At 49.2% G+C, this 22,466-nt stretch carries 22 protein-coding genes; 9 read left to right on the top strand and 13 right to left on the bottom strand.

What is annotated here, in order from left to right:
- Window positions 1-90: 90 nt before the first annotated feature.
- A complete protein-coding gene (locus tag WJM45_RS06290) occupies window positions 91-615 on the bottom strand; it encodes a DNA-deoxyinosine glycosylase (protein WP_341328114.1) in 525 nt (174 codons plus the stop codon).
- Between the two features lie 480 nt (window positions 616-1,095).
- Here WJM45_RS06290 and rdgC point away from each other — a divergent pair, with 480 nt between their 5' ends.
- Both rdgC and WJM45_RS06280 read left to right on the top strand, forming a co-directional pair.
- Complete coding sequence (rdgC, locus tag WJM45_RS06285) at window positions 1,096-2,004, top strand: recombination-associated protein RdgC (RefSeq protein WP_341328113.1); 909 nt, start codon at window positions 1,096-1,098, stop codon at window positions 2,002-2,004.
- The gene (locus tag WJM45_RS06280; RefSeq protein ID WP_341328112.1) at window positions 2,001-2,990 is read left to right on the top strand and encodes a L,D-transpeptidase family protein; all 990 of its coding nucleotides are present in this window, start codon (window positions 2,001-2,003) and stop codon (window positions 2,988-2,990) included. The genes rdgC and WJM45_RS06280 overlap by 4 nt, the downstream gene beginning before the upstream one ends.
- Before the next feature lie 578 nt (window positions 2,991-3,568).
- Here WJM45_RS06280 and WJM45_RS06275 read toward each other — a convergent pair.
- Together WJM45_RS06275 and WJM45_RS06270 are read right to left on the bottom strand one after the other, a co-directional pair.
- On the bottom strand, window positions 3,569-3,847 hold the full coding sequence (locus WJM45_RS06275) for an Lpp/OprI family alanine-zipper lipoprotein (protein ID WP_125220177.1): 279 nt from the start codon (window positions 3,845-3,847) through the stop codon (window positions 3,569-3,571).
- A gap of 96 nt (window positions 3,848-3,943) precedes the next feature.
- Entirely contained in the window at window positions 3,944-4,561 is a 618-nt protein-coding gene (locus WJM45_RS06270) for a L,D-transpeptidase (protein WP_341328111.1), read from the bottom strand.
- Between WJM45_RS06270 and WJM45_RS06265 the strand changes: the two genes are divergently transcribed.
- On the top strand, window positions 4,560-6,194 hold the full coding sequence (locus tag WJM45_RS06265; protein WP_341328110.1) for an alpha-D-glucose phosphate-specific phosphoglucomutase: 1,635 nt from the start codon (window positions 4,560-4,562) through the stop codon (window positions 6,192-6,194). The genes WJM45_RS06270 and WJM45_RS06265 overlap by 2 nt on opposite strands.
- A 433-nt stretch (window positions 6,195-6,627) precedes the next feature.
- Here the strand turns inward: WJM45_RS06265 and WJM45_RS06260 are convergent, their stop codons facing one another.
- From WJM45_RS06260 to rluD, 3 genes are read right to left on the bottom strand one after another with little or no spacing between them, the layout of a single operon-like run.
- On the bottom strand, window positions 6,628-7,452 hold the full coding sequence (locus WJM45_RS06260) for a ZIP family metal transporter (protein WP_341328109.1): 825 nt from the start codon (window positions 7,450-7,452) through the stop codon (window positions 6,628-6,630).
- 7 nt (window positions 7,453-7,459) lie between these two features.
- Complete coding sequence (gene pgeF / locus WJM45_RS06255; RefSeq protein ID WP_341328108.1) at window positions 7,460-8,194, bottom strand: peptidoglycan editing factor PgeF; 735 nt, start codon at window positions 8,192-8,194, stop codon at window positions 7,460-7,462.
- Window positions 8,187-9,125: a 23S rRNA pseudouridine(1911/1915/1917) synthase RluD gene (rluD, locus tag WJM45_RS06250; protein ID WP_341328107.1), complete on the bottom strand. Its 939-nt coding sequence runs from the start codon at window positions 9,123-9,125 to the stop codon at window positions 8,187-8,189. Before rluD ends, pgeF begins: the two co-directional genes overlap by 8 nt.
- Before the next feature lie 134 nt (window positions 9,126-9,259).
- Here rluD and WJM45_RS06245 point away from each other — a divergent pair, with 134 nt between their 5' ends.
- Window positions 9,260-10,096 carry an outer membrane protein assembly factor BamD gene (locus WJM45_RS06245; protein ID WP_341328106.1) on the top strand — a complete coding sequence of 279 codons (837 nt, stop codon included), beginning with the start codon at window positions 9,260-9,262 and terminating at the stop codon, window positions 10,094-10,096.
- A 732-nt stretch (window positions 10,097-10,828) separates the two neighbouring features.
- Here WJM45_RS06245 and WJM45_RS06240 read toward each other — a convergent pair.
- The gene (locus WJM45_RS06240) at window positions 10,829-12,208 is read right to left on the bottom strand and encodes an L-serine ammonia-lyase (RefSeq protein ID WP_341328105.1); all 1,380 of its coding nucleotides are present in this window, start codon (window positions 12,206-12,208) and stop codon (window positions 10,829-10,831) included.
- Window positions 12,209-12,645: 437 nt separating this feature from the next.
- Between WJM45_RS06240 and WJM45_RS06235 the strand changes: the two genes are divergently transcribed.
- Window positions 12,646-13,824, top strand: coding sequence for a D-alanyl-D-alanine carboxypeptidase (locus WJM45_RS06235; RefSeq protein WP_341328104.1), 1,179 nt, complete (start codon window positions 12,646-12,648; stop codon window positions 13,822-13,824).
- 110 nt (window positions 13,825-13,934) lie between these two features.
- Here WJM45_RS06235 and WJM45_RS06230 read toward each other — a convergent pair whose 3' ends face one another.
- On the bottom strand, window positions 13,935-14,747 hold the full coding sequence (locus tag WJM45_RS06230; RefSeq protein ID WP_341328103.1) for a L,D-transpeptidase family protein: 813 nt from the start codon (window positions 14,745-14,747) through the stop codon (window positions 13,935-13,937).
- A 144-nt stretch (window positions 14,748-14,891) separates the two neighbouring features.
- Here WJM45_RS06230 and WJM45_RS06225 point away from each other — a divergent pair, with 144 nt between their 5' ends.
- A complete protein-coding gene (locus WJM45_RS06225; RefSeq protein WP_341328102.1) occupies window positions 14,892-15,554 on the top strand; it encodes a DsbA family protein in 663 nt (220 codons plus the stop codon).
- A gap of 86 nt (window positions 15,555-15,640) precedes the next feature.
- Window positions 15,641-15,883 (top strand): class I SAM-dependent methyltransferase, encoded by a 243-nt coding sequence (locus WJM45_RS06220; protein WP_341328101.1) that lies wholly within the window; start codon window positions 15,641-15,643, stop codon window positions 15,881-15,883.
- On the opposite strand, the gene WJM45_RS06215 is transcribed toward WJM45_RS06220, so the two are convergent.
- Window positions 15,843-16,091: a hypothetical protein gene (locus tag WJM45_RS06215; RefSeq protein WP_341328100.1), complete on the bottom strand. Its 249-nt coding sequence runs from the start codon at window positions 16,089-16,091 to the stop codon at window positions 15,843-15,845. The genes WJM45_RS06220 and WJM45_RS06215 overlap by 41 nt on opposite strands.
- Before the next feature lie 1,121 nt (window positions 16,092-17,212).
- On the opposite strand from WJM45_RS06215, the gene vapB reads away from it, so the two are divergent.
- Both vapB and WJM45_RS06205 read left to right on the top strand, forming a co-directional pair.
- Window positions 17,213-17,437, top strand: a complete 225-nt coding sequence (gene vapB / locus WJM45_RS06210; RefSeq protein ID WP_341328099.1) for a type II toxin-antitoxin system VapB family antitoxin — start codon at window positions 17,213-17,215, stop codon at window positions 17,435-17,437.
- Between the two features lie 2 nt (window positions 17,438-17,439).
- Window positions 17,440-17,853, top strand: coding sequence for a type II toxin-antitoxin system VapC family toxin (locus tag WJM45_RS06205; protein WP_341328098.1), 414 nt, complete (start codon window positions 17,440-17,442; stop codon window positions 17,851-17,853).
- Between the two features lie 766 nt (window positions 17,854-18,619).
- Here WJM45_RS06205 and WJM45_RS06200 read toward each other — a convergent pair.
- From WJM45_RS06200 to WJM45_RS06185, 4 genes are all read right to left on the bottom strand, one after another.
- Window positions 18,620-19,009 (bottom strand): hypothetical protein, encoded by a 390-nt coding sequence (locus tag WJM45_RS06200; RefSeq protein ID WP_341328097.1) that lies wholly within the window; start codon window positions 19,007-19,009, stop codon window positions 18,620-18,622.
- A 508-nt stretch (window positions 19,010-19,517) separates the two neighbouring features.
- Window positions 19,518-19,940 (bottom strand): hypothetical protein, encoded by a 423-nt coding sequence (locus WJM45_RS06195; protein WP_341328096.1) that lies wholly within the window; start codon window positions 19,938-19,940, stop codon window positions 19,518-19,520.
- A gap of 1,121 nt (window positions 19,941-21,061) precedes the next feature.
- A complete protein-coding gene (locus WJM45_RS06190; RefSeq protein ID WP_341328095.1) occupies window positions 21,062-21,442 on the bottom strand; it encodes a hypothetical protein in 381 nt (126 codons plus the stop codon).
- Between the two features lie 331 nt (window positions 21,443-21,773).
- On the bottom strand, window positions 21,774-22,175 hold the full coding sequence (locus WJM45_RS06185) for a hypothetical protein (RefSeq protein WP_341328094.1): 402 nt from the start codon (window positions 22,173-22,175) through the stop codon (window positions 21,774-21,776).
- Window positions 22,176-22,466 lie beyond the last annotated feature (291 nt).

Here is a 22,466-nt window from a genome sequence, read left to right as displayed (position 1 = left end):
TCAAGCCCCCATGGAAGGGTTCACGGCGGTCCTCGATAGACACATCCCATACCTTTTTTCTTAGACGGTTTTTCGATCAAAAGGGAGTAATCATTGCCGACCGTTAACTACAATCGTAAGCGCCGCCTTCCACGCCATGGTTTTCCGCTCCAACGACATCGCCGCATAGGCCGGACTCGTTGAAGGTACGCGCTGATATTCAAGGTGATTGAAACGGCTATTCAATATCGGCAACACATGCTTACGATATAAGCTCTCCGCCGCGCCACCGTTAAACAATACTCGCTTTATATCCCGATGTTGCTCGAAAAAACGGTTAAAGTCGTTTATTTTTATCGAATCGACATCGATATTTGCATCGGCACTGCCGGACCGAAAACAGGTCTGCAAGACATCCCACACCGCAACATGATGTTCGATTAAAATGCGACTGCGCTTTCGATAATCCAATTCCGGCCCCGCACCGAACAATTGTCTCATGATTGGCCAAAACGCATTCCGAGGATGTCCGTAATATTGGCCTTTCGACAATGACGCGACACTAGGCATCGACCCTAAAATCAACACTTTCGCCGATTTCCCGGCTATCGGTGGAAAACCGTCAACGATACTCATCGTTGCTCAAAATTCGGCACCGGGGCACCTCCTCCGGCACTGCCGAAATTTGAAGTGCGAAAGGTATAAGTCGTAAAAAACAACAGCAATTCCCAGTTTGAACATATTTTCGCAGTTTAGGGTGTGGAGCATGCCTGTCGAGAAACGCCGTAAACCCTTCCATGGGGGCTTGACGGCGGCTCCCTGCCGCCGACATCCTCGCCAAGCATGCTCCACACCCTTTTTTATACCCGTCGTAGCTCAAAATTCGGCGCCTGGGTGTCCGCTAAAGGACGCCGTGAATACGTCCATGTAGGCTCTATGCCAGCTCCATGCTGGCAAAGCCTTTATCGGACACCCAGGCGCCTCCTCCGGCACTGCCGAAATTTGAAGTGCGAAAGGTATACCCTCAAATTGGGAATTGCTGAAAAAACAAACCGTCATTTTCGGGATTCTCCTTAATCTGCGATAATAGTCGATTTTATACGAGATCCAGCGCCCATGTGGTTTAAAAATCTATCCGTTTACCGTTTTACAGAAGACTTTACTTTAACGCCGGCCGAATTCGAAGAAAAACTCGAACAAATGCCGTTTCGCCCTTGCGCGGCCCAACAAGAAATGAGCTTCGGCTGGACTGCTCCGCTCGGCAGAAACTCTGAGCAACGGGTCCACGCCACCAACGGCTTCATGATGGTATGCGCAAAAGTGGAAGAAAAAGTGTTGCCCGCCGCCGTGATCAATGAAATGGTCCTGGAAAAGATTCAAGAAGCCGAGGACCGCGAAAACCGAAAACTCAGTAAAAAAGAACGCACCGCGATCAAGGAAGAAATCTGTTTCGAACTGCTACCGCGAGCCTTTACGTTTTCGCGCAAGACGTATGCCTATATCGACCCTAAAAACGGCTGGCTGATCGTCGACTCGCCATCGGCTAAAAAAGCCGAAGATTTAATCAGCAATCTACGAAAATGCCTGGGCTCGCTGCCGGTCGTGCCGCCGATTACTCAGGAGAAACCTGTCGCAGTGATGACGCGCTGGCTGATGACGCAAGACACACCGGGTGACATTACGATCGAAGACGAATGCGAATTACGCTCGCCCGGCGATGAAGGCGGCATTGTTCGCTGCAAACGCCACGATTTAAGCTTGCCCGAAATCAAAAACCATCTCGATACCGGCAAGCAAGTCATTAAGCTGGCCATCAACTGGGCGGATAGAATTTCTTGCATCGTGGACGAAAACTTGAGTATAAAACGCTTGAAGTTTTTAGATTTGGTTCAAGACCAGGTAGCCGATATCGAAACCCAAGACGAAGCCGAACAATTCGATGCCGATTTTTCGATTATGTCGCTGGAACTCTCGACATTCCTACCGCGTCTTATAGAATTATTTGGCGGCGAGCATAAATCATGATTATTCAAAAAGCAAAACTTGCGCTTATTGCGCTAATCTTCGCTTCAAGTAGCGGTATACACGCCGCCGAATTCGACCTCCCCAAAACCCCCGGCGACAGCCTAATCGGCGATCGCCTGGAAGGGGCCGATAAACATCCCCAACCGCACTTTTATACCGTCGCCGCCGAGGAAGACACGCTTTTGGACATAGCAAGGCGCTTCTACATCGGTCAAAATGAAATTTTATTGGCCAACCCCACCGTCGACCGCTGGCTACCCAAGGAGGGAACCCAAGTTAAGATACCTAATAGTCGCCTGTTACCCAATGCGCCTCGAAAAGGAATCGTGATTAACTTGCCTGAATACCGAATGTATTACTACCCGCCAAACAAGAGCCGCGTCGTCACGTATCCGATCAGCATCGGCAGAATTGACTGGAAAACGCCGCTCGGTAAAACCAGAATTTCCGCCAAAACGAGAAACCCGACCTGGACTCCGCCGGAATCCATAAAAAGAGAACATGCCGCGCGAGGCGATATTTTACCGAATGTCGTCCCGGCCGGCCCTGACAATCCTCTAGGCCTCTATGCCATGCGACTCGCCATACCGGGTTATCTAATTCATAGCACCAACAAACCTTTCGGAGTCGGCATGAGCGTAACTCATGGCTGTATTCGGATGTTGCCGGAAAATATCGAGCAATTATTTCCGAAAGTCCCGGTCGGCACCGATGTCCACATCGTCAACCAACCGACAAAAGTCGGCTGGCTCGATGACTCGCTCTATATCCAGGTCTATCCGAATCTGGAAAAAACCGAAATCAGCTATGAAGACCGACTGGAGCAGGCGCTGGAATTGATTGTTCGCGCGAATAACAACCAACTTCCTGTCATCGAAGGCGCCGCGCTTAGAAAAGCGCTCGAAGAAAAAAACGGCCGCCCCGTTATGATTTATAAAAAACCGGAGCCCAAAACAACTTCGCATTCAGCCAAGGCAGCGCTCTAGGAATTCGATTATACCCCAGGCCGAGGTTTGTAACCCATACGCGCTACAGTTAAAAAAGACAACCTGCATCCCGCTGTTTACCAAGCTCCGGCTCTCATCGTTATACATGAGTCAAAAATTACGGTTTTGCAATCTTAGCTAATGAGGCTTCGATACCATTTTTTGTCGCTCAACGTTCCCGACTTCGAAATCGCGACGAAGGCGTCGCTCCCACAAGGGGCCGGATGCTCTGTGGGAGCGATCCCCAGATCGCGATCTCGGAGCCACTGATATCCAATATCCGCAGATTTATCAAACAGCACCGTTTCCAGGTATACAATGCCCTCTGTTTAGCATGTCCGGCTCTTGCCCAAGCTCTGCTTGGGCAAGAAGTCTTGGAAGCTCCAGCTTCCCGAAGCCGGCAAGCAGAGCTTGCGAGACGGGTTTCCCAAACAGAGTTTGGGAAACAGCGGAAGATGTGTATAACGATGAGAGCTCCGGCTTGGGAACAAACCAATTCCACTATTAATATAGCCAAACAAAAAAAGCCCGCCAGACGAATCTGACGGGCTTTTTTCAAATCAAAAGATAAAAATTAATTATTTCATCATTGATTTTTTGAACAGACGATCCAACTTGCTGTTCGCATCTTGTGCGTAGCTTGCTGCGCGGTTTGCCGCAGCCTCTGCAGCTGCCGCTCTTGCAGATGCGTCAGCAGCAGCGCTTTTCGCACTAGCCGCATCGGAAGCTGCTCTTGAAACCTTAGTATTCAAATCGTCGATTTGAGATTGCAGGTTTTCAACGTCGGAAGTACTCGCACAACCTACAGCCAGACTTGCTGTAAGAGCAACCACTGATAATTTCGCTAATTTTTTCATATTATTTTCCTTTTTTTACTGTAAGAGTTGTTACTAAGATTTTTTCAAAAGCATTCGATGAAATATATTGAACTTTTTTTTCAAAATATTCCAGAATTATTTTATTTGCACCGTAATTTCTTTATCAACCCACTTACTCAAACGGTCGATTTGCCGATTAGTCAATGCAATACAGCCATGAGTCCAATTCATAGTTCTATGAATTTTCTCATCGCCACGCCCCAAACCGTGAATGCCGATTTGCCCCCCTAAGGGAGTATTCTGGGGGGGAATACTGTGTTTTTGGTGTGCCTCGACAATCGTCTCAAAAGTTAACGGATCGATAAGCCCCTTGTCAAGTGCGGCATGAGCATTATCAACCGAAGGATAAGACAAGCCGAAAAAACGATAAAAACTGCTTTTTTCATTGATCCAGCCAATTTTGTAAGTCCCTAAAGGAGTGACATCATCGCCGCGCACCTCTTTAAAACCCGCGCCATTTCGGCCTATCGCAATGTTTTCCAACCTCTCTAACGTCTGTTCTCCTTTCTTAACTTCAAGCGTCAGCGCATTAGTATCGATCAATAACCAGACATCGTTACTGGCATGGGAATTTGACGCCAACAAAAAAAGAATCGGAAACACGCCAATTCGGATCATAAATAAACTACTATTAGCTTGTGTTTTAGTGTAATTTAAAAACCGTGTTATTTGTCGCATTAAAGGCTCACTCATGGAAATAAAAACAATAGAAACTCATCCATTCGAAGACCAAAACCCCGGGACATCGGGACTTAGAAAGAAAGTGAAAACCTTTCAACAACCGAACTATCTTGAAAATTTTGTTCAGTCAATCTTCGACTCTCTCGATGATATTGTAGACCAAAAACTTGTTTTAGGTGGTGACGGACGCTATTTTAACCGACAAGCCATTCAAACGATCATAAAAATTGCCGCCGCGAACGGTTTTAGCAAATTGATTATCGGCCAAGGCGGTTTATTATCGACACCCGCCGCATCCAACCTGATTCGAAAATACAAAGCCTATGGCGGGCTGGTGCTATCCGCCAGCCACAATCCCGGAGGACCGGATGAAGATTTCGGCATCAAATACAATGTCGGCAACGGCGGCCCCGCACCCGAAAAGTATACTCAGGCATTTTACCGGCGCAGCAAGGAAATCGCTTCCTACAAAATTGCAGAAATCCCTGACATCGACCTCGACACCGTCGGCACCCAAAAATTCGGGGCGCTTACCATAAGCATCCTAAACCCCGTCAACGATTACGCCGAATTGATGCAAACCATTTTCGATTTCGATTTACTCAAGCAAAGCATCGGCTCCGGCTATATCACGCTTAAATTCGATGCGATGCACGCAATCACAGGCCCCTATGCCAAAACGATTCTGGAGGACATGCTTGGCGCAAAACCCGGCTCTGTGATCAATGCCGTACCTTTGGAAGACTTCGGCGGCGGTCATCCGGACCCGAACCTGGCACATGCGGAAGAATTGGCCGAGACAATGTTCGGACCGAACGCACCGACGTTTGGAGCGGCATCGGATGGCGACGGCGATCGTAACATGATCATGGGCTCGCAAATATTCGTGACGCCGAGCGATAGCCTGGCCATCTTAGCGGCCAATGCAAGTTTGATTCCCGGCTACGCAAAAGGCATCAGCGGCGTCGCACGCTCGATGCCGACCAGCCAAGCCGTCGATAGGGTAGCAGCGCAACAGAACCTGCCTTGTTTCGAAACACCGACCGGCTGGAAATTTTTCGGAAACCTATTGGACGCCGGCAAAATCACGTTATGCGGCGAAGAAAGCTTCGGCACCGGATCAGACCATGTCCGGGAAAAAGACGGCTTATGGGCGGTATTATTCTGGCTCAATCTCATTGCCAGAAAAAGACAATCGGTTGCCGACATCGTCACCGAACACTGGCAACGATTCGGTCGAGATATTTATGCTCGCCATGATTACGAAGCCGTAGCCACCGATATTGCGGACGGCATCGTCACTTATCTTCGCGAACAATTACCGACCCTACCGGGCAAGGCATTCGGCGATTATATCGTCAAATATGCCGATGAATTCGCGTATACCGACCCGGTCGACGGCAGCGTCAGCAAAAACCAAGGCATCCGAATCGGTTTTGAAAACGGTTCGCGGATCGTATTCCGCCTATCCGGCACCGGCACCGTAGGCGCCACGCTTCGAATTTATTTGGAGCGTTACGAACCCGACAGCAATTTACATGATCAAGACGCACAAAGCGCATTAGCGCCACTCATCGAATTGGCGGAACAATTTTGCGAGATCAAAAAACGAACCGACAGAAGCGGACCTACTGTAATCACTTGAGGATATATACCCTTTGCTGGTCAAATTTCGGCGCCGGGGGTCCGTCAAAGGACGCCGTGAATACGTCCATGTAGGCTCTGTGACAGCATCCCTGCTGTCAAAGCCTTTGCCGAACACCCCGGCGCCTCCATGCGTCAATGTCGAAATTTGAAGTGCGATGGAATATCGTGAATAGTGAATAGTGAATAGTGAATAGTGAATAGTGAATAGTGAATAGTGAATAGTGAATAGTGAATAGTGAATAGTGAATAGTGAATAGTGAATAGTGAAATGATTCATGTTTTTTAGCGCTTGTCAAGCGCCGATTTCACCTTTCACCTTTCACCTTTCACCTTTCACCTTTCACCTTTCACCTTTCACCTTTCACCTTTCACCTTTCACCTTTCACCTTTCACCTTTCACCTTTCACCTTTCACCTTTCACCTTTCACCTTTCACCTTTCACCTTCCTGATGCTTCCGCTCAAGGCTTTCCAATTCAATATCATGGGCAAAGCCGTGCAGCGAACAAATCAACAACACCCCGGCCGAGATCAATGCGACTTGTTGCACTGAAACCTTCAACTCGGTTTTTTCATGCAAGGTCGGAATCAAATCGGCCACGGCGATATATATAAAACTCGATGCCGCCATCGCTAGAAAATACGGAAGACTATCGTGCAAGTCTTCCAAGCTGAAATAAGCAATAATGCCGCCAACCACCGTCGCCAAACTCGATAGGATATTGTATAGAAGCGCTTTACCTTTGGAATAACCGCTTTGCAATAATATCGCGAAATCGCCGACTTCTTGCGGAATCTCATGCGCCGCAACCGCCAAACTCGTGACAATTCCTAGTTTGACGTCGGTTAAAAATGCCGCGGCAATCAGTATGCCGTCGACAAAATTATGAATACCGTCACCCAGTAAAATTAACATTCCGGCCGGATGATGCCCCTCGGCGTCCTCGCCATGAGCTTCACATGGGTTATGATGGCAATGACGCCAAACCAACAGCTTTTCCAGCATAAAAAAGCCCAGAATTCCGGCCATAATCACCGCCGACAAACTTTGAATACGATCCGAGTCGACATCCTCGAAAGCATGCGGGATCAAGCCCCAAAAGGCCACTGCCAATAATGCGCCGGTCGCGAAACTGATGCCATGCGGCAAAACTCTAGCCTGTTGAGCATCATCCAGCCATAAAAAAAACGAAGCCGCCAAAACGCTTAAAACCCCGCCCAACGCAGTAAAAATAATAATTAATAACAACAATTCCATAACGTTTTTATACTCTCCAAATTAAACTTGCCATCCTGCCAGTCTCCTTATCGCGCCGAAACGAATAAAACCGCTCGACATCGGACAGGGTACAAAACTGTCCGCCATAAACGCTTTCAATACCGGCTAGAGCCAGATTGATACGCGCTAAACCATAAATATCGGCCAACCATTTACCCTTTTCGGTCGAACGAAATGCATCGGCATACCGCTCGTTAATTTCAACAAACGTAGTACGTACGTCGTCACCGACTTCAAAGGCGTCCGGCCCGATCGCCGGCCCAAGCCAAACCAGCAGATCAAGCGTTTTCATCGCCTTAACGGTTTCAGTAATCACGCCGGCCAACAACCCCTTCCAGCCGGCATGAACGGCTGCGACACTGCTTCCGCCACGAGAACACAGCAATACCGGCAAACAATCGGCGGTCAATACCGTGCAAACAACACCCGGCTCATGACTAAAACTGGCGTCGGCCTCGACCAGCGTATTCACTTGCGCCGCATCGACTACAGTTTTACCATGCACTTGATTCAACCAAACCGGCGCATTCGGCAAATCGAGCATATCGATGATCCGTTGTCGATTCTTCAACACCAGCTCGGGATTATCGCCAACATGCATCGCGGGATTAAGACTTTGAAACGATCCGACACTGTAACCGCCGCTTCGCAAGGTCGTTGCGGCGAACACATTGGCCGGCGCAGGCCAATCGGGCTTCAGCCAATGCTCAATGTTACTCATTGTCTCGTAATGCGGCCAGTAATCGAATCATATCGTCGGGTAAAGGCTGAATCCATTCGCAGTATTCTTGCGTTTCAGGATGCAGCAAACCCAGTTTTTCGGCATGAAGCGCTTGACGCTTGAATGCACGCAGTTCTATCTCCAATTGTTCGGAACAGTCCGGCGGCAACTGAAAACGCCCGCCGTAAACCGGATCGCCAACCAAGGGAAAATGAGCATACGCCATATGGACCCGAATCTGATGCGTGCGCCCGGTTTCCAATTTGACGCGGATTAGGGTGTGCCTAGCGAAACGCTCGACAACCCGATAATGGGTTACCGCATCCTTGCCCGTTTGCCTGACCGAATAGCGTTTACGATCGGTCGGATGTCGGCCGATCGGCTCGTCTATCGTCGCGCCGGCGATGATTCGTCCCTTGGTAATCGCCAAGTACTCCCTTTCTATCGAACGTTCTTGTAGTTGTTTAACCAGGCTGTTATGAGCTTGAAGCGTTTTTGCGACCATCAACAAACCACTCGTTTCCTTGTCGATGCGATGTACAATGCCGGCTCTCGGCAAGGTCTCGAGGCTCGGCACATGATTGAGCAAGGCATTCTGCAAAGTCCCTGTCCAATTGCCGACTGCCGGGTGCACGACTAAGCCCGCCGGCTTATTGATGATTAACAAGGACTCGTCTTCATAAACGATATCCAGCGGAATCGCTTCCGCCTCGCATTCCAAAACCACCTCGGCTTCGGCATCGAGCTCAATGGATTCCCCGCCTTCGACCTTGTCTTTGGCCTTTAATTGGGCGCCGTTAACCATCACACGCCCGGCTTTCAGCCAAGTCTGTAGCTTACTTCGGGAATAATCCGAAAATAGCTCAGCAAGCACTTGATCCAAACGCATACCCGCCATCTCTTCGGGAATTTGTGCCGATAATCTTGTCATAACTTATGTCTTCTGATTAATTCGCCGTTAAGTTATACTCGTTGCTTGATTAGCGTTAAACGCATCTTGCGCTCAACGAAACCTATTCATCCACAACGAAAAAACCGTACATATTACAACGTGTCGTCAGCTCTATGCGATTATTTTTAGTAAAATTCTTTCTCGTTCTTACCTTAGGCCTGTCACTTCAGGGCTGTGAAACGTTAAAAAACTTCAACTTGGAAAGCACTAGCACAGACGAATATAAAGATTGGAGCGAGGAAAAACTACATGCGTCGGCCAAGGAAGCGATGGACGACGGTTATTATCAAAAAGCGATCAAAATGTACGAAACGCTCGAATCGCGTTTTCCGTTCGGAGAGCATGCCGCTCAGGCGCAATTGAATATTGCTTATGCATATTACAAAAATGACGACTCCGAAGCCGCGATTGCAGCCGCTGAACGATTCATCAAGATTCACCCTCGCAATCCCAGCGTCGATTACGCCTATTACTTGAAAGGATTGGTCAATTACAATCGCGATATCGGATTTCTCGAAAGGTTTCTGCCTACCGATACCTCGCAACGCGATCCTGGCAGCGCTCGGGAAGCCTACAACAATTTCCAGGAATTAATCAGTCGCTTCCCGGACAGTCAATATATACCCGACGCGCAACAGCGCATGATCGCGCTACGCAATAACATGGCGATGCACGAAGTGCATGCCGCAAGGTTCTATTTGAAACGTAAAGCCTATGTCGCGGCGGTTAACCGCGCTTCCGAAGTCGTGAATAATTACCAGCGCACAACCGCCGTTCCATTTGCGCTGGAAGTCATGATTGAAGCCTATAAAAAACTAGGCATGGAAACCCTGGCTAACAATGCCTCCCGCGTATATGACCTAAATTTTCCGAACGGACCGCCGGTACCGGAAAAGGAAAACAGAACCATGGCCGGCAAAGTCTGGGATTTTATTGGGTTCGACAGATAACCTCAATAACAAAAATTTCTCAGCTTCTAATCGCTTGATCCTTTATTTTTTGTTCTGGTTCCCACGGTCCTCCGTGGGAACCCATACCTTGGCTGCCGCAACAAGACCGGCATGCATTCCCACGCTGGAGCGGTGGGAACGAGGAAAAGCCGGGTGCTTTATTCTGGTTCCCACGGTCCTCCGTGGGAACCCATACCTTGGCTGCCGCAACAAGACCGGTATGCATTCCCACGCTGGAGCGGTGGGAACGAGGAAAAGGCGGGTGCTTTATCTGGTTCCCACGGTCCTCCGTGGGAACCCATACCTTGGCTGCCGCAACAAGACCGGTATGCATTCCCACGCTGGAGCGGTGGGAACGAGGAAATCCACCGCGAGCGGTTTTTCTGGTTCCCACGGTCCTCCGTGGGAACCCATACCTTGGCTGCCGCAACAAGACCGGTATGCATTCCCACGCTGGAGCGGTGGGAACGAGGAAATCCACCGCGAGCGGTTTTGTTCTGGTTCCCACGGTCCTCCGTGGGAACCCATACCTTGGCTGCCGCAACAAGACCGGTATGCATTCCCACGCTGGAGCGGTGGGAACGAGGAAATCCACCGCGAGCGGTTTTTTTGGTTCCCACGGTCCTCCGTGGGAACCCATACCTTGGCTGCCGCAACAAGACCGGTATGCATTCCCACGCTGGAGCGGTGGGAACGAGGAATCGATAACTTGCGCTTGGAATTATTAGCCCCCTAACATTCGATCAAATTAACCGCCAATCCACCGCGAGCGGTTTCCTTGTATTTGGTTTTCATATCGGCGCCTGTCTCGCGCATCGTTTTAATCACTTTATCCAACGATACATAATGCGAACCGTCGCCTCGCAATGCAATACGCGCGGCATTAATTGCCTTAACCGAACCCATCGCATTGCGTTCGATGCAAGGCACTTGCACTAAACCGCCGACCGGATCGCAAGTTAAGCCTAAATTATGCTCCATGCCGATTTCGGCGGCATTTTCCACCTGCGCGGGCGTCCCTCCCAACACTTCGGCCAAAGCGCCTGCCGCCATCGAGCAAGCAACCCCCACCTCTCCCTGGCAACCGACTTCGGCACCGGAAATCGAGGCATTTTCCTTGTATAAAATCGCGATTGCGGCAGCGGTCAATAAAAAACGAATCACGCCTTCATCATTCGCCCCCTCGCAAAATTTCCAATAGTAATGGAGCACAGCCGGGATAATTCCTGCCGCGCCGTTGGTTGGCGCGGTCACGACACGCCCACCCGCAGCATTTTCTTCATTCACCGCCAACGCAAAAAGATTAACCCAATCGAGTTTACCGGGAGGCAATTTCGGAGCATGCGAAGGAATTTCATGTATCAGTTGCTTATAAATTTGCGCCGCTCGACGTTTCACTTTCATACCGCCCGGCAACACACCTTCTTGAGCAATCCCTCTTTCAACGCAGGCCTGCATGACGCGCCAAATAACCAATAGATTCTTTCGTATTTCAGCCTCGCTCAGCCAAGCTTTCTCATTATTCAGCATTAATTCGCTAATCGGCTTGTTATGCTCCTTGCATAATTTAAGCAACCCATCGGCTGTCTTAAACGGATAAGGCAAGCACGTATCGTCATCGATCAAACGATCGGTCGCGGCTTGTTCGCCGTTAACGACAAAACCGCCACCGACCGAATAATAATCTTTCCGCAACAGCTCGGTCCCTGATCCGTCAATTGCCGTGAAACGCAATCCATTCGAATGAAACGGCAAGACTTTACGGTTAAACTGTAGATGTTTTTTCTCGATAAACTGAATGGAGTGGCGCGACAAGACCTGTAAACGTCCGCTTTGCCTAATCGTTTCCAGTCTGTCCGGAATGATATCCGGATCGATGCAATCCGGCGACTCGCCTTCAAGCCCTAACATCACCGCCTTGTCGGTACCATGCCCTTTACCGGTAGCTCCCAACGAGCCGTAAAGCGCCACAGTGATTGATTCAACCCGCTCTAAAATTTTGTCTTCGTCCAATTTCAAAGCGAATTGCATAGCCGCTCTCATGGGACCAACGGTATGAGAACTGGACGGTCCGATGCCGATTTTAAATATATCGAATGCGCTAATTGCCATGGTAAACCTGCGTAGATTACAAATGAATGTCAACGTATGTCTTCAATATAAAGCTTTTTTCTATCTATCGACAGGAGCGATTGAAAAGGAAAAGTACATTCAACGACTTTTGCTTATCCTTCGACAACATAAGAAAAGATGATAGTCTTTATTACCCATAAACCCAAAAAGCGTAAGCATTCAGTCCCCCGGCCATTTTCGTTGCCATGCTCTGCGTGTGAGTGCCTGAGTACCGCTCCAGCGTTACGAGACGCTAGAGCGTCTCGGGCTGCATTCCCACGCTGGAGCGTGGGAACGATAGGGGGTGTGAATAATTACCTCCTAAGCACTGCCGATGGGCTCAGGCCGAACGGTAGTTTGAGACTATCGATTGCTCTTTTTAAACTCATCATCCGGTGTGATCGCCAAAGCTTCATGAACGTTACTGGAAATTTTAAATGCGCCGAATTAGCTACCTGATCTGTTTATTGTTTATATTGCCTGCATTCAGTCATGCGAATGAAGCTCTAACCGCTTTTTCAAAACTGAATAACGCAGGACTCATCGTTTTGGATTCAAACGGGCGAACGATACGCGCCGATCACGCAGATAGGCCGTTAATTCCGGCCTCAACAACCAAGTTAGCCACAGCCTGGCTAGCATTAATGCACTGGGGCGAAGACCATCGTTTTCGCACTCGGTTTTATTGGGATGAACCGTCGCGAGCCTTATGGATAAAAGGAAGCGGCGATCCTTATCTGGTTTCCGAAGAAATCGCCCGGATTGCTCGAAGCCTGAAACAAAAGGGTCTACAACAAGTTAGAGCCATAGGCCTCGACAACTCTCTTTTTCAAGCAGGTTTGGTTTTACCCGGCACCGGAATCACGAACAACCCTTACGATGCGGTACCTACAGCAACAGCGGCGAACTTCAACACCATAGCAATCAAAAAAATTAACGGAAACGTACTCTCTGCCGAGCCCCAAACACCGCTAACCCCTTACGCGAAAAGCCTAGGCCGCTCGATCAATAACGGCGAGTTGCGCGTCAATACCGGTCGAAATCCAAGCAACGCGGAAAACTATTTTGCCGAATTAATGGCTGCCTTTTTACGGGAGCAAGGAATTGAGGTCGGTCCGCAAATCGTTTTCGGCAAAGCCCCGAATCAACCTGTATTTTATACGCACACCAATAGCAAAACACTCGGCGAAATCGTGCGGACGATGTTGAAATATTCGACTAATTTCATTGCTAACCAGCTAATTTTGATGCTGAGTTCGGAATCCTATCGACGCCCGGCAAATACTGCCGATGTTCGGCGATACATGGAAGAATCCTTATCTCGGCATTTCGCTTGGAAGAATTTTACATTTGAGGATGGCGCCGGCTTATCTCGTAATAACCGTCTATCGCCGCAGCAACTGACCGAACTCTTGCAAGCCTTCCGGCCATGGAAACACTTATTGCCGGAAATCGAGCCCGGCGTCTACGCGAAAACCGGAACCCTAACCGGTGTCAGTTCGTTAGCAGGTTACTTAGTCAAACGCGGCGAATGGCAGCCTTTTGCCATCGTGATGAATGAAAATGTACCTTATCAATTGAGAAACCGTATCGCTCGAGAGCTGTCTATGAGGTAAGGACAATTTTCCCGCAAAGTTTAGGCCTCTGTCGGGTTACGCTTACGCTAACCCGACCTACGCAACCTTCCCGCAAAGCATGGTAATAATCAAAAATCCGGTCCTGATGATCACAACCCGGTTTTTACCGACTTCACTGTAGGAGACAAAGCATGAATTTCACGGGAGATATTCGAATAAAGTTCAAGAGTCCAATCGGGTAGTTTTTCGGTGTCGACCGCCAGAGGATAAACCCTGGGGTCATGCGGCGCAATCACGACCTTTACATTGTCGACGCCCACATTCGCGGTCAACACGAAAAGCTCCTCTATGGCTTCATCGCCCATGGCCAGGCAACCGATGGAGCTGGCTTTGCCATGGATGAAAATATCCGACCCGGGCTTGCTACGCCCTTCCTGCCAGGCATGAAAGCGATCGAATTGGTTAGGGTAATTGATCTTCATCGACAAGTGATAATGACTGTTCGGATTCAGTCCCTCGATGCGGTAAATACCCTCAGGAACCTGCCTATCGCCTTGGCGTAATTTAGGGCCGGACACGCCACTGGCGGCCTGAATGTCGTAGTCGCGGATAAATCGAAATTCGCCGCTGTGCTTGGCCCATAGCTCCAGTTTTTTTTCCTGTTTCAGAGCGATGAAGGCAACTTCCCGTGGCGGATAAGAAACATTGGCCTTCGCGAAATAAGGTGCAAGCTTGAGCCTTGCATACGGGCCGTAAGCCTGAAGGACATCTTCGACAGTTCTTTGACCGTCCAACGACGGCGGCGGGATGAAATAAAGGTTGCGTTCGGGCTGAGCTTGCGGCTCATCGGCAGCAACGGTAGCAAAAGTGATGTCTGAAATAGCGGCAGGCTTTGGCGCAACGCATGCACCAAGCAATACTGCCATGACCGAGCCGAGAATGATTTTGGCAGCTGATTTCATAAAATTATGTTGGAAATGAACTTTTAACTCGCTTAGTTTAAGCGCCCTCTCCCATGTCCGCAAGTTCAGGCTTTCTCAATCGAAACAAGAATTCTGAAGCTTGACTTTTTCGTGTTTTGACGCAGCTTCAACGCGCTGGTTACAATGAGGGATCATTTTATTGCACATAGCCTGTCCATGCCGATACCTCGTTTATACTATATTCATGACCCCATGTGCAGTTGGTGCTATGCATTCCGCTCGAGCTTTAACGCCTTGCGAACAGATCTACCGCAGCCTATCCGTTTGATTTACCTGCTGGGCGGCTTGGCGCCGGACTCCGCCACGCCGATGCCCGAATCTATGCGGCAAACCATTCAACAAACCTGGCGCCGAATCGAACAAACCGTTCCTAATGTCCGGTTTAATTTCGAGTTTTGGGCATTCAATACGCCGATCCGTTCAACTTACCCGGCCTGCCGAGCGCTGTTAGCGGCCAGAAAGCAAAGTTCCGATTATGAGATCCCCATGTTAAAGGCTATCCAGTCGGCCTATTATGAACGGGCCAAAAATCCATCGCTGACCGACACGCTTTTGGAATGCGCCGCCGAAATCGGCTTGGATACCGGTCTATTCGGTAAAGATTTGTTGAGCCCGGCGATTGAACATGAATTACAACAAGAAATTCAATTGGCCGGAAGCATGGGCGTGTCGAGCTATCCGTCCTTACGTTTACTGCATAATGACAAGCTGTTTGCCATTCGCATTGACTATCTCGATCACCGGGCCATACTCGAAGAAATAGCCGGAATCCTGCAAGCCGTTTGAGTCTTATCGGAAACCCCCGCCTTTATCCCAATCGACGCGATAAACAATGGATCATCGCGTATGAACGGTCAACCATCAGGTGAATAATGGAACAAAAAGAGGAAGACTTAGCTCAAATTGAATCACTGACACTGAGTCATTATCAACACAACGCCGAAAGCTTTTGGCTGGGCACCAAAGACCATGACGTAACTCAGAACTACGCGGCCTTTTTGGCCCCGCTGCCTAAAGATAAAGCGCTGGATATTTTAGATTTGGGCTGCGGACCGGGACGGGATGTTCACTATTTTAAATCACTAGGACATCGACCTGTCGGACTGGACGTTTGAGTTGATTGTTAAACATGTCGCCCACCATAATCATTCCGCCGCGCATCCATTGCCCCGAGCCGCCGAATTCAGGATGATTGAATTGAGCCATCGACCCGTTGCCGTTGATCACGGATTGCAGCAGGCTGCAAACTGCATCAAAACTGAAATGATAACGCTGCGCGAGTTGATTGATAATGGAAGAGCCTTCCGGTGTAAGCTGATTCATTGATTTTTTCCGCCAAAGTACAAAATTGAGAACTTTTACGTCGTAACTATTCAGTCCCCCGTCAATTATCGTTCCCACGCTCTGCGCTCGCCGTTATACATAAGTTAAAAATCACCCTTTTGCAATCTTAACTAATGAGACCTCGATACCATTTATTGTCACTTAACACTCTCGGATCATCCTGACCTAACTCTAGGTGAGGTGCTAGGGATCCGCGTAGGGTACGCTGTGCGTACCATGGTAGCCTGAGATGTTCATTTCATGTTCCAACCGAACCGCTAGGGCACGGCTTTGGTACGCGCAGCGTACCCTACAATTTATGTATAACGATGAGCGCTCTGCGTGGAAACGCCTGAGTACCGCTCCAGCGGTACGAGACGCTAGAGCGTCTCGGTCTTCATTCCCACGCCGGAGCGTGGGAACGATAGGGGGTGTGAATAATTACTTTACGCCTTGCTATTTCCGATAATACCCGACCCATAAGACAATGCATTCCAATTTCATGACGTCGAGGAACTCGTATCGGCCAAACTGTTGTTTGCCGGCAACACCACCCTATCATTGAGTTAAGCCTTAATGCCCACCCAAGCGAAATGGATGCTTTCAAACCAAAATCCTCTTAGCTTTTAGGTTCCTGTAATCCATTCTAGAATGATGTTTTTTGATAACTTAAAAATAGTAAGATAGGATTTAGTAAAAGGGAAGATTGAAACGATTATCTTGCTTTGTCAACAACTTTCCTAAAGCTGTTGAAAATAGGCTTTTTCTCGTTCGCATCGCTTCAGCGTGGGAATGCATACCGGTCTTGTTTCGGCAGCCAAGGTATGGGTTCCCACGGAGGACCGAGGGAACCAGAAAAAGAGCTACCTTTTCCACTGTAAATCATTTACTTCGGTTGGCCACTGCTCTGTATAGAAACGATTTAACATAACCGGCACTAAGCGAAAACAACAAAACGCGTCATACCAAGACCTGATTTATTACCCACAATGAGCGCCGGACGGTGAGAACAAGGAAAAAAATTGAATGTAAGACCTGCCCCATTTTGTTCTCTATATGTTGACATATGCAACGTTATCGCTAGACTGTTAACATCATTAGAACTCATGGCAGGTGTCAACATGCGTACCGTATCCATCTTCAAAAATGGCAAAAACCAGGCAATACGTCTGCCAAAGGACCTGGAATTCCACGGCGTCAATGAGGTGGAGATCATCAAGCATGGTGACTCCATCACCTTGCGACCCGCACATCCAAACTGGCTCTCACTCGCCGAGCAAGAAAAAGCGGAGAATGACTTCATGCAGGAACGCCCCGATGTAATCCAGGACGAAGGTCGCTTTTAGATATGAAGAGCTACATGCTCGACACCTGTATCTCCTCATTCATCATGCACGAACTACCGTACGAGGTATTGAAACGCCTTGAGCATGAAGTAGAGCAAGGTAATAGAATTGTCATTTCAGCCGTCACCTACGCCGAAAAGCGATACGGTCAGATCGGTAAAAAGGCCTCCCCAAAAATCAGTAAACTCATCGACGCTTTTGTCCAGCGACTTGACGGCATCTTAGCCTGGGATGCAACAGCAGTGGACAGAACCATTCTTATACGAAGTCAACTCGCGAAGGTCGGCACCCCAATCGGCAACAATGACGCAGCCATCGCTGCCCATGCCATCACAAGCCAAAGCATCCTTGTCACGAACAACACACGGGAATTTAGCCGAATCAAAGATCTAGAATATGAAGACTGGGTACACTGACAAGCCCTGCTTTTATTCAACTCTCGCCACTGTTTTGTAGTACCGGAGCAACACCTCCCTGGCCGCCCCTGCTTTTCCCCTTCCCCGGTGCCCCCAACCCCAAGCTTATGTCAATGATACATGGGCACCTTCTACCGTAGGCCTGACCCCTTCCGCTCCACTTGCACGGGTCGAGTTACGGCTAGCGCCAAATCCGACCTATCAGGCTAGACAACGAGACAGGCTTCATTTCATCAAGGTAGAACAGCCAGTTACCCGACTGCCCCTCACAAATCCCGGCGTACGGAATTACCGCACCGGGCTTTTCAAAATTGCTCGCTTTGCACTGACGCGATGCTTCCTTGATTCCTAGAGAGCATGCCTCGTTCCCAAGCTCCAGCTTGGGAACGAGGCATACCGGCATAGATAAATCCGCCCTCTGCAATGACTTCTTTCTGGTTCCCACGGTCCTCCGTGGGAACCCATACCGGAGTTGATTCGCTCATCCCCCGTCTGCGTTCCCACGCCGAAGCGTGGGAACGAGGGAAACACATCTTTTTTAGACCTGACCCCGTCTCCACTTCTTTCTAATTCGCGCCTGAGCCCAGTTTCTCCTGGTTCCCACGGTCCTCCGTGGGAACCCATACCGGAGTTGATTCGCTCATCCCCCATCTGCGTTCCCACGCCGAAGCGTGGGAACGAGAGAAACACATCTTTTTTAGACCTGACCCCGTCTCCACTTCTTTCTAATTCGCGCCTGAGCCCAGTTTTAGCAGTTATTTTGTATTTAGAGATAGCGCAAGGAGGCAATCACCAATCCAACACCGGTGGCAATAAAGCCGAGCAACCACAAAAATTGCTGGTCGTGACGCTTGAGTAGTTCGTCAAAGCGTTTGTCCATGCTGGTCTGTATTGCTTCAAAACGCTTATCTACCTGCTCAAAGCGCTTATCTACCTGCTCAAAGCGCTTATCCACCTGTTCAAAACGTTTTTCTACCTGCTTAAAGCCTTCAATCATCAATTCCCGCTGATGCTTCAACTCCTCTTCGACTCGGATAGACCTTTCCCGCAAATCCAACTCATAGCGCACATTAGCATTGCTGATCTCCGGCGCTTCGGATATCGCCTTTTTTATTAACCATTGAATGTGATCAATATCTTCTTGTGCCAAAGCCATTTTCACTAACCTTTGCTATCGGTTTACAAACGTCTGAAACTATAACACAAACGATCAAAACATAATGTCTGTATTTTTTCTGGTTCCCACGGTCCTCCGTGGGAACCCATACCGGGGTTGATTCGCTCATCCCCCGTCTGCATTCCCGCGCCGGAGCGTGGGAACGAGAGAAACCGGCACCGAGCGAAAACAACAAAACGCATTTATTCTAGACCTGACCCCTTCTTCACGGGGGTTGATTCGCTCATCCCCCGTCTGCATTCCCACGCCGGAGCTTGGGAACGAGCGTGCGGCGGTTTCGCGCATAAAAAAACCGCCGCCGGTTGCCCGGGGCGGTTTTAGTCAGGCCGTCATTGGCCTTACGGTTATCCTTGGGTTTGTAAGCTTCCCGAGTTAATGTCGGGTTACGGCTTTCGCCTAATCCGACCTGCCCGGCTTCGTCAAGCAGAGCTTGAGGGTAGGCGTTCCCAACCTGGAGCTTGGGAACGAGGCACAACCGCCCTACCTGCTAAACCATCAACCGGAATAGACCGACAATCAACCCGCTCAAACCAATCAAGGCGCCAAAACCCCAGCGCATCAATACCTTGATCTCTTGATGCAACATCATGATTTCGTGATGTTGTTGTTCAAATCGTTTATCAACTTGCTCAAAACGCTTATCTACTTGCTCAAAACGCTTGTCCACTTGCTCAAAGCGCTTCTCCACTTGCTCAAAGCGCTTCTCCATTTGCTCAAAGCGTTTCTCCATTTGCTTGAAACCTTCCAACATCAATTCCCGCTGATGCTTCAATTCTTCTTCCACACGAACAAAGCGCTCCCGAAGTTCCAAGTCATAGCGCACCGTTCCGCTCTTGCCTTCCGTTCGTTCCGCCAACACCCGGAGGACGATCGCTTCGATTTGTTCAATATCTTGCGCCGCCAAAGCCATAATAGTTTCCCCTTGGTCTATCTTAATAGTTCGGATTATACCATTCCTCAAATGCGAATTAAGAGCTACCTTTTTCCACTGTAAATCATTTATTTCGGTTGGCCACTGCTCTGCATTGAAAACGATTTAACATAACCGGCATTGGTCGAAAACAACAAAACGCATTCATTCTAGACCTGACCCCTTCTGTTATTTTTCTGGTTCCCACGGTCCTCCGTGGGAACCCATACCGGGGTTGATTCGCTCATCCCCCGTCTGCATTCCCACGCCGGAGCGTGGGAACGAGCGTGCGGCGGTTTCGCGCAAAAAAAAACCGCCGCCGGTTGCCCGGGGCGGTTTTTGTTCAGGCCGTCCTTGGCCTTACGATTATCCTTGGTTTGCAAGATTCCCGAGTTAATGTCGGGTTACGGCTTTCGCCTAACCCGACCTACCCGGCTTCGTCAAGCAGAGCTTGAGGGTAGGCGTTCCCAAGCTGGAGCTTGGGAACGAGGGTTATTTTTTCTGGTTCCCACGGTCCTCCGTGGGAACGAGCGTGCGGCGGTTTCGCGCATAAAAAAACCGCCGCCGGTTGCCCGGGGCGGTTTTTAGTCAGGCCGTCCTTGGCCTTACGATTATCCTTGGTTTGCAAGATTCCCGAGTTAATGTCGGGTTACGGCTTTCGCCTAATCCGACCTGCCCGGCTTCGTCAAGCAGAGCTTGAGGGTAGGCGTTCCCAAGCTGATACTTGGGAACGAGGGTTATTTTTTCTGGTTCCCACGGTCCTCCGTGGGAACCCATACCGGGGTTGATTCGCTCATCCCCCGTCTGCATTCCCACGCCGGAGCGTGGGAACGAGCGTGCGGCGGTTTCGCGCATAAAAAACCGCCACCGGTTGCCCGGGGCGGTTTTTGTTCAGGCCGTCATTGGCCTTACGATTATCCTTGGTTTGCAAGATTCCCGAGTTAATGTCGGGTTACGGCTTTCGCCTAACCCGACCTACCCGGCTTTTATATGACCCCTTCTTTTATATTTTTTCTGGTTCCCACGGTCCTCCGTGGGAACCCATACCGGGGTTGATTCGCTCATCCCCCGTCTGCATTCCCACGCCGGAGCTTGGGAACGAGGCACAACCGCCCTACTTGCTAAACCATCAACCGGAATAGACCGACAATCAACCCGCTCAAACCAATCAAGGCGCCAAAACCCCAGCGCATCAATACCTTGATCTCTTGATGCAACATCATGATTTCGTGATGTTGTTGTTCAAATCGTTTATCAACTTGCTCAAAACGCTTATCTACTTGCTCAAAACGCTTGTCCATTTGCTCAAAGCGCTTCTCCATTTGCTTGAAACCTTCCAACATCAATTCCCGCTGATGCTTCAACTCCTCTTCGACTCGGATAGTCCTTTCCCGCAAATCCAACTCATAGCGCACATTAGCATTGCTGATCTCCGGCGCTTCGGATATCGCCTTTTTTATTAACCATTGAATGTGATCAATATCTTCTTGTGCCAAAGCCATTTTCACTAACCTTTGCTATCGGTTTACAAACATCTGAAACTATAACACAAACGATCAAAACATAATGTCTGTATTTTTTCTGGTTCCCACGGTCCTCCGTGGGAACGAGCGTGCGGCGGTTTCGCGCATAAAAAAACCGCCGCCGGTTGCCCGGGGCGGTTTTTGGTCAGGCCGTCCTTGGCCTTACGGTTATCCTTTGTTTGTAAGATTCCCGAGTTAATGTCGGGTTACGGCTTTCGCCTAATCCGACCTGCCCGGCTTCGTCAAGCAGAGCTTGAGGGTAGGCGTTCCCAACCTGGAGCTTGGGAACGAGGCACAACCGCCCTACCTGCTAAACCATCAACCGGAATAGACCGACAATCAACCCGCTCAAACCAATCAAGGCGCCAAAACCCCAGCGCATCAATACCTTGATCTCTTGATGCAACATCATGATTTCGTGATGTTGTTGTTCAAATCGTTTATCAACTTGCTCAAAACGCTTATCTACTTGCTCAAAACGCTTGTCCACTTGCTCAAAGCGCTTCTCCATTTGCTCAAAGCGTTTCTCCATTTGCTTGAAACCTTCCAACATCAATTCCCGCTGATGCTTCAATTCTTCTTCCACACGAACAAAGCGCTCCCGAAGTTCCAAGTCATAGCGCACCGTTCCGCTCTTGCCTTCCGTTCGTTCCGCCAACACCCGGAGGACGATCGCTTCGATTTGTTCAATATCTTGCGCCGCCAAAGCCATAATAGTTTCCCCTTGGTCTATCTTAATAGTTCGGATTATACCATTCCTCAAATGCGAATTAAGAGCTACCTTTTTCCACTGTAAATCATTTATTTCGGTTGGCCACTGCTCTGCATTGAAAACGATTTAACATAACCGGCATTGGTCGAAAACAACAAAACGCATTCATTCTAGACCTGACCCCTTCTTTTATATGACCCCTTCTTTTATATTTTGACCCCGTATTTCTCGGGAGGGGTATCAATACAAAACCCTTTATGTATAATTACCAACCACTATTCAATAGGAGTT

Origin of the sequence: Methylotuvimicrobium sp. KM2, assembly GCF_038051925.1 — a bacterium.
Taxonomy (GTDB): Bacteria; Pseudomonadota; Gammaproteobacteria; order Methylococcales; family Methylomonadaceae; genus Methylotuvimicrobium.
Note: the sequence above shows the minus strand (reverse complement) of the source record. Positions and strands in the feature narration are given on the sequence as shown.

Bases quoted from the DNA above. Each gene is read 5' to 3' on its own strand.
- WJM45_RS06290 (WP_341328114.1), bottom strand. From the start codon at position 615: ATGAGTATCGTTGACGGTTTTCCACCGATAGCCGGGAAATCGGCGAAA.
- rdgC (WP_341328113.1), top strand. From the start codon at position 1,096: ATGTGGTTTAAAAATCTATCCGTTTACCGTTTTACAGAAGACTTTACT.
- WJM45_RS06280 (WP_341328112.1), top strand. From the start codon at position 2,001: ATGATTATTCAAAAAGCAAAACTTGCGCTTATTGCGCTAATCTTCGCT.
- WJM45_RS06275 (WP_125220177.1), bottom strand. From the start codon at position 3,847: ATGAAAAAATTAGCGAAATTATCAGTGGTTGCTCTTACAGCAAGTCTG.
- WJM45_RS06265 (WP_341328110.1), top strand. From the start codon at position 4,560: ATGGAAATAAAAACAATAGAAACTCATCCATTCGAAGACCAAAACCCC.
- WJM45_RS06270 (WP_341328111.1), bottom strand. From the start codon at position 4,561: ATGAGTGAGCCTTTAATGCGACAAATAACACGGTTTTTAAATTACACT.
- WJM45_RS06260 (WP_341328109.1), bottom strand. From the start codon at position 7,452: ATGGAATTGTTGTTATTAATTATTATTTTTACTGCGTTGGGCGGGGTT.
- pgeF (WP_341328108.1), bottom strand. From the start codon at position 8,194: ATGAGTAACATTGAGCATTGGCTGAAGCCCGATTGGCCTGCGCCGGCC.
- rluD (WP_341328107.1), bottom strand. From the start codon at position 9,125: ATGACAAGATTATCGGCACAAATTCCCGAAGAGATGGCGGGTATGCGT.
- WJM45_RS06245 (WP_341328106.1), top strand. From the start codon at position 9,260: ATGCGATTATTTTTAGTAAAATTCTTTCTCGTTCTTACCTTAGGCCTG.
- WJM45_RS06240 (WP_341328105.1), bottom strand. From the start codon at position 12,208: ATGGCAATTAGCGCATTCGATATATTTAAAATCGGCATCGGACCGTCC.
- WJM45_RS06235 (WP_341328104.1), top strand. From the start codon at position 12,646: ATGCGCCGAATTAGCTACCTGATCTGTTTATTGTTTATATTGCCTGCA.
- WJM45_RS06230 (WP_341328103.1), bottom strand. From the start codon at position 14,747: ATGAAATCAGCTGCCAAAATCATTCTCGGCTCGGTCATGGCAGTATTG.
- WJM45_RS06225 (WP_341328102.1), top strand. From the start codon at position 14,892: ATGAGGGATCATTTTATTGCACATAGCCTGTCCATGCCGATACCTCGT.
- WJM45_RS06220 (WP_341328101.1), top strand. From the start codon at position 15,641: ATGGAACAAAAAGAGGAAGACTTAGCTCAAATTGAATCACTGACACTG.
- WJM45_RS06215 (WP_341328100.1), bottom strand. From the start codon at position 16,091: ATGAATCAGCTTACACCGGAAGGCTCTTCCATTATCAATCAACTCGCG.
- vapB (WP_341328099.1), top strand. From the start codon at position 17,213: ATGCGTACCGTATCCATCTTCAAAAATGGCAAAAACCAGGCAATACGT.
- WJM45_RS06205 (WP_341328098.1), top strand. From the start codon at position 17,440: ATGAAGAGCTACATGCTCGACACCTGTATCTCCTCATTCATCATGCAC.
- WJM45_RS06200 (WP_341328097.1), bottom strand. From the start codon at position 19,009: ATGGCTTTGGCACAAGAAGATATTGATCACATTCAATGGTTAATAAAA.
- WJM45_RS06195 (WP_341328096.1), bottom strand. From the start codon at position 19,940: ATGGCTTTGGCGGCGCAAGATATTGAACAAATCGAAGCGATCGTCCTC.
- WJM45_RS06190 (WP_341328095.1), bottom strand. From the start codon at position 21,442: ATGGCTTTGGCACAAGAAGATATTGATCACATTCAATGGTTAATAAAA.
- WJM45_RS06185 (WP_341328094.1), bottom strand. From the start codon at position 22,175: ATGGCTTTGGCGGCGCAAGATATTGAACAAATCGAAGCGATCGTCCTC.